This is a genomic window from Streptomyces sp. ATCC 21386 (assembly GCF_018728545.1).
GTDB lineage: Bacteria > Actinomycetota > Actinomycetes > Streptomycetales > Streptomycetaceae > Streptomyces.
Genome location: NZ_JAAVVL010000001.1, coordinates 2,164,458 through 2,175,113, shown reverse-complemented (window position 1 = coordinate 2,175,113; position 10,656 = coordinate 2,164,458). Strand labels below are relative to the sequence as shown.

Below are 10,656 nucleotides of genomic sequence, written 5' to 3'. Positions count from 1 at the left end.
CCCCAGTAGCCCCGCCCACTTTCGCTGCCCCCGCTCGAAACCGCGGCGGTCCACCACGGTGCAGCGAATCCACTTGACCAGCACCGCGCCATGGTAAGGCCACGGAACGTGGCGGCGGTCACTCTCCGGCCGGTTGCACCCGGGCGAGCGCCCCGGCGCGCATGCGAGGATGGACAACTGGCCTGGACCGCCAGGCAGTTCGGCCCGCATGCACAGAAGAGGGGGAGGGAGTTCTGTTGAACGGCCTCAACAAGGGCATCCGCAAGGTAGAGGTGTCGCTCAAGTGGGACCCGAGTCCTGCCGGAAAGCCGCCGACTGATCTCGACATCGTCGCGGCCCCTTACCTGGCGACCGATCCGACCGGCAGCCCCGCCTACGTCGTGCACTTCGACAGCCGCTCACCCGACGGCACCATCACCCTCAACCGTGACAGCAAGACCGGCCAGGGCTTCGGCTGGGACGAGGTCATGACGATCGAGCTGAACCGCCTCGACAGCCGGTACGGCCGGGTCGTGATCGGCGTCGCCATACAGCAGGGATCGGGCCCGAGGACCTTCGCCGAGGTCACCAAGCCCGCTCTGCGCATCCGTGAGGACTACACCGTCCTGGCGGAGGACGACTTCGGCGGCGTCCTCGGCTCGACGGCCGCGACCGTCGCCGAGTTCGTCCGCGACACCACCGGCGAATGGACCTTCAACCCGGGCATCACCGGCTTCGACGAGGACCCGGCGACCTTCGCCCGCGTCATGGGCGGCCCACGAGAGGCCTGACCCCCGCCCCACGGGGAGCAGGGGAGACGGCGCGCCGTTCGCCACGGCAGCGAAAAGGGGGAGCCGGCTTGTCGCCGACTCCCCCTTCAGGCAGTCACCTCACGCCCGGAGGGCGCTCGTGTTCAGCTGCAGCCGCTCGTCGAGCCGCAGCCCTCGCAGATGTAGCAGGAACCAGCCCGCTGCATCTTCGTCCCGCAGGAGAAGCAGAGCGGGGCGTCGGCCTGGATGCCCAGCTGCATCTCCACCAGCTCGGCGCTGGTGTGGGCCTGCTTCGGAGCGGGCTTGGCGCCCTCCTCGTCGGCCTTCGGAGCGGAGACCGCCTTCAGGGACTGGCGCGGCGCCGACTGGGCGAGGCCCTCGACGTCGACCTCCTCCTCGATCGGCTCGTACGAGCCGGTCTCCAGGTGCCGCTGACGCTCCTCGGCGGAGTGGATGCCGAGCGCGGAGCGGGTCTCGAAGGGCAGGAAGTCCAGCGCCAGACGGCGGAAGATGTAGTCGACGATCGACGCCGCCATCCGCACGTCCGGGTCGTCCGTCATACCGGCCGGCTCGAAGCGCATGTTCGTGAACTTCGAGACGTACGTCTCCAGCGGCACACCGTACTGCAGACCCACCGAGACGGCGATCGAGAAGGCGTCCATCATGCCCGCGAGGGTCGAGCCCTGCTTGGACATCTTCAGGAAGACCTCGCCCAGGCCGTCGTCCGGGTAGGAGTTGGCGATCATGTAACCCTCGGCGCCGCCGACGGTGAACGAGGTGGTGATGCCGGGACGGCCCTTCGGGAGACGCTTGCGGACCGGGCGGTACTCGACGACCTTCTCGACCGTGGCCCGGATCGTCTCCTCGGCCTTCTCGGCGATCTCGGCCTTCTCCGTCTCCTTGGTCTTCGCGGAGAGCGGCTGGCCGACCTTGCAGTTGTCGCGGTAGATCGCCAGGGCCTTGACGCCCAGCTTCCAGGCCTCGAAGTAGATCTCCTCGACCTCCTCGACGGTCGCCGTCTCCGGCATGTTGACCGTCTTGGAGATGGCGCCGGAGATCCACGGCTGGATCGCGGCCATCATGCGGACGTGACCCATCGGGGAGATGGCACGCTCGCCCATGGCGCAGTCGAAGACCTCGTAGTGCTCCTGCTTGAGGCCCGGGGCGTCGATCACATTGCCGTGGTCGGCGATGTGGGCGACGATCGCCTCGATCTGCTCCTCCTGGTAGCCCAGGCGGCGCAGAGCCTGCGGGACCGTGCCGTTGACGATCTGCATCGAGCCGCCGCCGACCAGCTTCTTGAACTTGACCAGCGCCAGGTCGGGCTCGACACCGGTGGTGTCGCAGGACATGGCGAGGCCGATGGTGCCGGTCGGTGCGAGCACGGACGCCTGCGAGTTGCGGAAGCCGTTCTTCTCGCCGAGGCGGAGCACGTCCTGCCAGGCCTCGGTGGCGGCGGCCCACACCGGGGTGTCCAGGTCGTCCATGCGGACGGCCGTGCCGTTGGCGTCGGAGTGCTGCTTCATCACACGGTTGTGGGCGTCCGCGTTGCGGGCGTAGCCGTCGTACGGGCCGACGACCGCGGCCAGTTCGGCGGAGCGCTTGTACGCCGTGCCGGTCATCAGCGAGGTGATCGCGCCGGCGAGGGCACGGCCGCCGTCGGAGTCGTACGCGTGACCGGTCGCCATCAGCAGGGCGCCGAGGTTGGCGTAGCCGATGCCGAGCTGGCGGAAGGCGCGGGTGTTCTCACCGATCTTCTGGGTCGGGAAGTCGGCGAAGCAGATGGAGATGTCCATCGCCGTGATGACCAGCTCGACGACCTTGGCGAAGCGCTCGACCTCGAAGGACTGGTGGCCGAGGCCGTCGTCCTTGAGGAACTTCATCAGGTTCAGCGAGGCGAGGTTGCAGGACGTGTTGTCCAGGTGCATGTACTCGCTGCACGGGTTGGAGGCGGTGATGCGGCCGGACTCGGGGCAGGTGTGCCAGTTGTTGATCACACCGTCGTACTGGATGCCCGGGTCGGCGCAGGCCCAGGCGGCCTCGGCGAGCTTGCGGAACAGCGCCTTGGCGTCGACCTTCTCGATGACCTCGCCGGTCATGCGGGCGCGGAGACCGAATTCGGTGCCGTTCTCCACGGCCGTCATGAACTCGTCGTTCACGCGGACCGAGTTGTTGGCGTTCTGGTACTGGACGGACGTGATGTCGTCGCCGCCCAGGTCCATGTCGAAGCCCGCGTCGCGCAGGGCGCGGATCTTCTCCTCCTCCTTCACCTTGGTGGCGATGAAGTCCTCGACGTCCGGGTGGTCCACGTCCAGGACGACCATCTTGGCGGCGCGACGGGTGGCACCGCCCGACTTGATCGTTCCTGCGGAGGCGTCGGCACCGCGCATGAAGGAGACCGGACCGGAGGCGTTGCCGCCGGAGGAGAGCAGTTCCTTGGAGGAACGGATGCGGGAGAGGTTCAGGCCGGCGCCGGAGCCGCCCTTGAAGATCATGCCCTCTTCCTTGTACCAGTCGAGGATCGACTCCATGGAGTCGTCGACGGCCAGGATGAAACAGGCGGAGACCTGCTGGGGCTGCGGCGTGCCCACGTTGAACCACACGGGGCTGTTGAAGCTGAAGATCTGGTGCAGGAGGGCGTACGCCAGTTCGTGCTCGAAGATCTCGGCGTCGGCGGGCGAGGCGAAGTACTTGTTCTCCTCGCCGGCCTTCGTGTACGTCTTCACGATGCGGTCGATCAGCTGCTTCAGGCCGGTCTCGCGCTGCGGGGTGCCCACGGCACCGCGGAAGTACTTGCTGGTGACGATGTTGACCGCGTTCACCGACCAGAAGTCGGGGAACTCGACGCCGCGCTGCTCGAAGTTGACCGAGCCGTCGCGCCAGTTGGTCATGACGACGTCACGCCGCTCCCAGACCACCTCGTCGTACGGGTGCACGCCGGGGGTGGTGTGGATGCGCTCGATACGCAGGCCCTTGCTCGCCTTGGTGCCCTTGGCGCGGGAACTCCGTGCCGGACCGCTCGCCGTCTCTGTCATGCCGCCTCCCTGTACGGGCGAAAACGCCCTGAAGTGCCACGATGTTCCCGTGACACGGTGTTCTGTCTTGTGTCGCGACCCGACTGACACAGCCGTTCGCGACAGGCCTGGATCGCCGCCGGTCGTCCGGACCACCCACTGGTCCGGCGGTGCGGCCCGCCGTCAGTCGGCGGCGTTGGCGGGCACCGGGACCTGAACAGCCCCTCCGGACCCGCGGTCGCTCTCCACGCGCCCCCCGGCCGCGCTCTCGACGTCCTCGTCGTGCGCGTCGGGGCGCTTCCCCTGCTCTTCCCTGAGTTCCGCGATCGCGGCCTCGAAGTCCTCCAGCGAGTCGAACGCCCGGTAGACGCTTGCGAACCGCAGGTAGGCGACGAGGTCGAGTTCCTGCAACGGGCCGAGTATGGCCAGCCCCACGTCATGGGTGGTCAGCTCGGCGCTCCCGGTCGCGCGCACCGCCTCCTCGACCCGCTGGCCGAGCTGGGCGAGCGCGTCCTCGGTGACAGGCCTGCCCTGGCACGCCTTGCGGACGCCATTGATGACCTTGGTACGACTGAAGGGCTCGGTCACGCCGGACCTCTTGACCACCATCAGCGAGCACGTCTCCACCGTCGTGAAACGACGGGAGCAGTCGGGACACTGGCGGCGCCTGCGGATCGACGTGCCGTCGTCCGTCGTACGACTGTCTACGACGCGGCTGTCGGGGTGCCTGCAGAAGGGACAGTGCATAACTCCAACCCTCCTCACAGCACGACTCAATAAGCCCCACGGGCCACTTGGGCCCCGCGGAAGCAGCCCCAAGCATAGGGGATGACCATGAGCCCGAGGACCCGGGGGACCACAACTTCTGGGCCGTTGCGGCAATCCAAGCACTAGATGTAGGGCTTGGCACGTAAATCCCCCCACGGCGCGCGTGTCGCGCACGTATGGGCATGTGCCGGACGAGCAGTCCGTCGCGGAGCGCGTCCGCGCCGTCGCGGAGCGGACGCGGGCGCGGCGGAGGCGCCACGAGAAAGGGGTCGGTACCCGGTCGACGGAGCACCGGATGGCAGACTGGGCCACGCGGCGACAGCGGCCCACAAGGCCCCTCGCCCCGGCGGTGAAGGGTACAGCAATCAACGCTTTTGCCCGTCGGAGCCGCCCGCTTTACACCCGGACACATGGTCACGTCAGGTAATCCATGGTTTTTCACTCGAACGTGTGTTTGGCGCAACCTTTCGAAAGCAACTACCGTTGTGCTGCACGGGAGACCATCGAGAGGGGCCGACGTGACCACCACCGCTGACAGTGCCACCATCACTGCCCAGGACCGCTCCCAGAGCCGACTCGAGCCGGTGCATGCGATGAACGAAGCCACGAACCATGAAGGGCCCAAGCGCGCCCTGCCCGGCCGACCTCCAGGCATCAGGGCGGACAGCTCCGGGCTCACCGACCGGCAGCGCCGGGTCATCGAGGTGATCAGGGACTCGGTGCAGCGACGCGGATACCCGCCGTCGATGCGGGAGATCGGCCAGGCGGTCGGCCTGTCCAGCACATCCTCCGTGGCGCACCAGTTGATGGCCCTGGAGCGCAAGGGCTTCCTGCGCCGGGACCCGCACCGTCCGCGGGCGTACGAGGTCCGGGGCTCCGACCAGGCCTCGGCACAGCCGACGGACACGGCGGGCAAGCCGGCCGCTTCGTACGTGCCGCTCGTCGGCCGGATCGCCGCCGGTGGCCCGATCCTCGCCGAGGAGTCCGTCGAGGACGTGTTCCCCCTCCCCCGCCAGCTGGTGGGGGACGGCGAGCTCTTCGTCCTGAAGGTCGTCGGCGACTCCATGATCGAGGCGGCGATCTGCGACGGCGACTGGGTGACCGTCCGCCGCCAGCCCGTCGCGGAGAACGGGGACATCGTGGCCGCCATGCTGGACGGCGAGGCCACCGTCAAGCGCTTCAAGCGCGAGGACGGCCATGTCTGGCTGCTCCCGCACAACGCCGCCTACGAGCCCATCCCGGGTGACGACGCGACCATCCTCGGCAAGGTGGTGGCCGTTCTGCGCCGCGTATGACACCCAGCGGCGGACGGCTGCCCGTGGCCGTCCCCGCCCCTGATCCGGGCCCCGGAATCCACTGCGCCGGTTCCGGGGCCCTGGGCTGTTCAGGGCCCGCCCGCAGCCACGGCCCAAGGGTGGAGCCCACGCGCAACGGCCGGTGACCTGTCCCCTCGTCATGGGGACAGGTCACCGGCCGTTCGTCACGCCTCCGCCTTCACCGCTTCTTCCCGCTGCTCCGCCTCTTCTCGGTCCTTCGCGGCGCTGTCGATCGCGGCGAGCGACCTGCGGACCTGGTTACGGTCCGTCGTGTACCAGAAGTCGGGCAGTGAGGCCTTCAGATAGCTGCCGTACCGCGCGGTGGCGAGCCGTTGGTCCAGTACCGCGACCACGCCACGGTCACCTTGCGCCCTGACGAGACGGCCGGCGCCCTGCGCCATCAGCAGAGCCGCGTGTGTGGCGGCGACCGCCATGAAGCCGTTGCCGCCCGCCTCCTCGACGGCCTTCTGGCGAGCGCTCATCAGCGGGTCGTCGGGCCGGGGGAACGGGATCTTGTCCATCACGACCAGCTGGCAGCTGGGACCGGGCACGTCCACGCCCTGCCAGAGCGAGAGGGTGCCGAAGAGACAGGTCTTCGGGTCGGCCGCGAAGCCCTTGATCAACTCCCCGAGCGTCTCCTCCCCCTGCAGCAGGATCGGGTACTCGGGGATGCGCACGCGCAACTCCTCCGCCGCCAGCTGGGCGGCCCGCATCGACGAGAACAGCCCTAGCGTCCGGCCGCCGGCCGCCTGGATCAGCTCCGTGAGCTCGTCCAGCATGTCCGCCCGGTCGCCGTCCCGCGCGGGACGTGAAAGGTGCTTGGCGACATAGAGGATGCCCTGCCTCGGGTAGTCGAACGGCGATCCGACGTCCACGCCCTTCCACTGTGGAAGGTCCTCGCCCTGGACGCCTTCGGGAGCCAGTCCCAGCGAGGCCCCGACACCGTTGAAATCGCCGCCCAGCTTGAGCGTGGCGGAGGTCAGGGTGACCGAGCGGTCCGCGAAGAGCTTCTCCCGGAGCAGACCCGAGACGGACATCGGGGCCACACGCAGGGACGCGCCGAAACGGTCATGGCGTTCGTACCAGACGACGTCCCACTCCGAACCGTTGCTGATCCGCTCCGCCACGTCGTGCACGCTCTCCACGGCCGCCAGAGCCTGCTTGCGGACGGCGTCCTCGTCCTGGACGGACTTGTCGCGGGTGCTGCCGATCGCCGAGATCACCGCGCGAGCGGCATCGCGCAGCGCCATCAGGACGTAGGCCAGATCCTCGGGAATCTCTTCGAGCCGGCCCGGCAGAGCGAGCTCCATGATCCGCTCGAACCCCTCGGCAGCGGTCTGGAGCTGGTCCGCGACCTTCTCGTTCACGAGCTTCGCCGCCCGCTTCACGGCACGGTTGACCTGGCCCGGAGTGAGTTCGCCGGTCGCCACGCCGGTCACCCGGGAGACGAGTTCGTGCGCCTCGTCCACGATCAACACCTCGTGCTGCGGGAGAACCGGGGCGCCCTCGATGGCGTCGATCGCGAGCAGCGCGTGATTGGTGACGACGACCTCGGAGAGCTTGGCCCGCTCCCGGGCCATCTCGGCGAAGCACTCGGCGCCGTACGCGCACTTCGTGGCGCCCAGGCATTCCCTGGACGACACGGAGATCTGTGCCCAGGCGCGGTCGGACACTCCTGGGGTGAGGTCGTCCCGGTCGCCGGTCTCGGTCTCCTGCGACCAGTCCCTCAGCCTGAGCAGGTCCTGGCCCAGCTTGCTGCTGGGGGCGGCCGCCTCGAACTGGTCGAAGAGGCCCTCCTCCTCGTCCTGCGGCACGCCTTCGTTCAGCCGGTGCAGGCACAGGTAGTTCGACCTGCCCTTGAGCATCGCGAACTCCGGGCGGCGGCGCAGGAGGGGGTGCAGCGCGTCGACGGTTCTCGGCAGGTCCCGCTCCACGAGCTGCCGCTGGAGAGCGAGGGTCGCCGTGGCGACGACGACGCGCTCTCCCTGGGCGAGCGCGGGCACCAGATACCCGAGGGACTTGCCGGTGCCGGTGCCTGCCTGGACCAGCAGGTGGGAGCCGTCGTCGATCGCCTCCGCGACGGCTTCGGCCATGGTCACCTGGCCGGGGCGCTCCGTGCCGCCGACAGCGGTGACGGCTGCGTGCAGGAGTTCGTGGAGTGAGGGCTTCGTCATAGCGCGACCACCCTACGGGTCACCACTGACAAACGGGTGATCGCGGCGGGCGGGCGGGGTCGGGTCTGGGAGGCGGGATCAAGACGTCTTCTCTTCGACGGGACGGGACGGTCTCGGGGCCCGGACATCGAGTCGAGTCGATTCGGGGCTGGCCCCGGCCGGGCCGGGCGATTGGACCGGGAACCGGATCGGCTCGGGCGGTGTACCAGAAATGACGGCGTCACAGCAGATCCACATCGGATCTACATCAGATCGCGCAGCAGCCGGTCCCTGCACATGAGGGCGGCACGCTTGTCGGGCAGGTCGACCTCGGTGGAGTACCGGAAGCCCGCGCTGAGGAAAGCGGAGATGGAGGGAAAGTTGCGAAGGTCGGGTTCCGCGACGACGCGGGCACAGGAAGGTCTTCTGTCGAGGACGAGATCGGCGACGGCGCGGAGCAAGGTGGAGCCGAGACCGCGCCCCCGCTGGGCCACGGGGCCGATGAGCAGATGGATCCCGGTGTCGTGCGGACGGGCGGGGTAATGGCGGGCGAGGGGGTCGAGATCCGCCCGGTAGATCTCCCAATAGCTCACCGGGGTTCCGTTCAGCAGTCCGAGACAGGGCATGCTGCGGCCGTCTCCGTCGAGCTGGGCACGCAGGTGGTTCGCGGTCACGTCCTCGGCTCCACCGAGCTTCCAGTAGGAGTCCACGGCCGAGTCGTTCATCCAGCGGGAGACCAGCGGGACATCACGCCCGAGGCGCACAGGGACGAGGTGCAGGGTGCCTGCCGGTGTGGCAACCGGACCCCAGTCCGCGAGGTGGTCGAGCAACTCGCCGTTGGCCGGGCGTCCCCCCTGCCCCGCACCGGTACCGCCGTCGCACGGCTCGGTGTCCTCGGGGCCGGTGTCCTCGGACAGGAGCGCGAGGAAGTCGTCGGTCAGGCGCAGTTCGAGGGTGTCCTCGTTGCCGGGGGCCGAGGCGGTGCCGGTGTCGGTGGTCAGGTGGGTGCTCGCGTCGGTGCTCGCGTCGGTGGGAGGCACGGCGACGCTCCTCTCAGGAGATCGGGTGGGTCATGTTCCTCGGAACTGAAGGGAGTCGGACTGCACGGGCGAGTGGGCTGGACCGCAGTACGGAGGAGGAGTGGCCGGTCATGGATGAAGGGGGTTGGTGAGGGTGACGTACACGGACTGGGTGTCGACGGGACCGACGAGTTCATCGAGGCCGTGGAGGCGGGTCAGCAGGTTGGCCTTGCAACGCAGGACGGGTGAGTCGAGCAGTCGGGCGGGCAGGGTGGTCTTCAGCCTGGTGGGACCGGTGGCCACATCCGTGAGGAAGCGGCGGAAGGCGGCGAGAAGGAGCCGTTCGTCGCCGAGGCGCTGGGAGCCCAAAGCGCCGATGAGACCGAGCACGTTGTTGATGCCGAGGTAGTAGACGAACCGTTCGTCGGCGACCTCGTCGGAGACGAACGTGTCGCTGCGCTCGCCGATGCCGGGCAACCGGGATCGGAGGTCCGCGCGGCGGGACTCACGGAAGTAGTAGCCCTGGTTGTCGCGGAACCTTCCGCCGATGGGCCAGCCGTCGGGGCCCAGTAGGACGAGCGTGTTCTGCTGGTGCGCTTCGAGAGCGATCCCGGCCTCACTGTCGAGCCACAGCACGGGCCGCACGACGTGTTCCAGGTAGCGCAGGAACCACTCGACGGCTACGGCTCCCCGGGAACGCCCGGTCCGCCCGGCGAGACGGGTGACGACCTCCTCGAGCCGCGACCGCATGAGGAGGCGCTCGTCGGGACGGCGCTGCCCATCGGAGTACGGCCGGGGTGACACGAGGCCGGCGACACAGGACGCGTCGTCCGCCGGGCCGAACGGGTTGTGCCGGATGACCACGTCCAGGCCCGCCAGGGGGTCGCCGTCCGGTGCGGTGATCGCCAGCCAGGCCGGGTCGCGGACGATGTCGAACCCGGGATGGACCGCACGCCACCGCTCGGCCAGGCCGGTGCGCAGCAAGCGGTGGACCTCGACACCGCGATGGAGTTCCTTGCGGAGGTTCTCACGGCGGGAGTTGGTGATGCGCAGGCCCAGCGAGAGTTTCAGCATCGCAAGGGCGCCGGTGCGGTGAACGGTGCGGACGGAGGAGGTGGGGTGCCAGGGAGCGCCGTGCGGGCCCAGGTCGCGCAGCAGGCCGGCGTCGAGCAGCGCGGCGACGGACGGACGGTGGCGGACCTCGCGGAGCTGCCAGGGGTGCAGGGGCAGGGCGGTGAAGCCGTTGGGGAGTGACAGGTCCGGCCCGGCCAGCCGCGCGGTCAGGCAGCCGGCGGGGACGACACGGCCGCGCTCGGTCCATGCCGAGTCGGTCGAGAGGACGGAGGGTGCGATCGCCAGCCAGTGCAGAGGGAAGGAGCCACGCAGTTCAGGTGAGTACAGGCGCGCTTCGGTCTCGGAGAGCCCTTCCCTGCTCTTCGGGGTGGGGTGGAGGGGATGGCCGAGGAGGAGGGCCTGCTCGGCGGCCAGGAACCGGTCGGGATCGTCGGCGGGTTGTGCTCGGCGCTCGGTGATGAACAGGGCGACCTGGCGGACGGAGTCGGCGACCCGCCCCACCAGGTCCAGTTGGTCGCGCTCGACGGGCGGGTTGGGCACGGACCTGGGTCGGGGGTGGGGCC

General features: G+C 69.2%; 7 protein-coding genes and 1 pseudogene. 2 read left to right on the top strand and 6 right to left on the bottom strand.

Annotated features, from left to right (window positions below; all coding sequences use genetic code 11):
• Positions 1 to 84: pseudogene (locus GWK25_RS44500) on the bottom strand (DUF4937 domain-containing protein); the annotation flags it as partial.
• A 77-nt stretch (positions 85 to 161) separates the two neighbouring features.
• On the opposite strand from GWK25_RS44500, the gene GWK25_RS09450 reads away from it, so the two are divergent.
• Entirely contained in the window at positions 162 to 770 is a 609-nt protein-coding gene (locus GWK25_RS09450) for a TerD family protein (RefSeq protein ID WP_215449338.1), read from the top strand.
• A gap of 122 nt (positions 771 to 892) precedes the next feature.
• On the opposite strand, the gene GWK25_RS09445 is transcribed toward GWK25_RS09450, so the two are convergent.
• Together GWK25_RS09445 and nrdR are read right to left on the bottom strand one after the other, a co-directional pair.
• Positions 893 to 3,784, bottom strand: coding sequence for a vitamin B12-dependent ribonucleotide reductase (locus GWK25_RS09445; protein WP_215449337.1), 2,892 nt, complete (start codon positions 3,782 to 3,784; stop codon positions 893 to 895).
• Positions 3,785 to 3,946: 162 nt separating this feature from the next.
• Positions 3,947 to 4,510 (bottom strand): transcriptional regulator NrdR, encoded by a 564-nt coding sequence (gene nrdR, locus GWK25_RS09440; protein WP_215449336.1) that lies wholly within the window; start codon positions 4,508 to 4,510, stop codon positions 3,947 to 3,949.
• A gap of 539 nt (positions 4,511 to 5,049) precedes the next feature.
• Here nrdR and lexA point away from each other — a divergent pair.
• Positions 5,050 to 5,826, top strand: coding sequence for a transcriptional repressor LexA (gene lexA / locus GWK25_RS09435; RefSeq protein WP_045561107.1), 777 nt, complete (start codon positions 5,050 to 5,052; stop codon positions 5,824 to 5,826).
• Positions 5,827 to 6,011: 185 nt separating this feature from the next.
• Here the strand turns inward: lexA and GWK25_RS09430 are convergent, their stop codons facing one another.
• The 3 genes from GWK25_RS09430 to GWK25_RS09420 all read right to left on the bottom strand — a co-directional run.
• Complete coding sequence (locus GWK25_RS09430; protein WP_215449335.1) at positions 6,012 to 8,021, bottom strand: ATP-dependent DNA helicase; 2,010 nt, start codon at positions 8,019 to 8,021, stop codon at positions 6,012 to 6,014.
• A gap of 242 nt (positions 8,022 to 8,263) precedes the next feature.
• On the bottom strand, positions 8,264 to 9,040 hold the full coding sequence (locus tag GWK25_RS09425; protein WP_215449334.1) for a GNAT family N-acetyltransferase: 777 nt from the start codon (positions 9,038 to 9,040) through the stop codon (positions 8,264 to 8,266).
• A gap of 108 nt (positions 9,041 to 9,148) precedes the next feature.
• Positions 9,149 to 10,656 (bottom strand): IucA/IucC family siderophore biosynthesis protein (locus tag GWK25_RS09420; protein WP_215449333.1); only part of this gene is annotated, 1,508 nt, incomplete at its 5' end.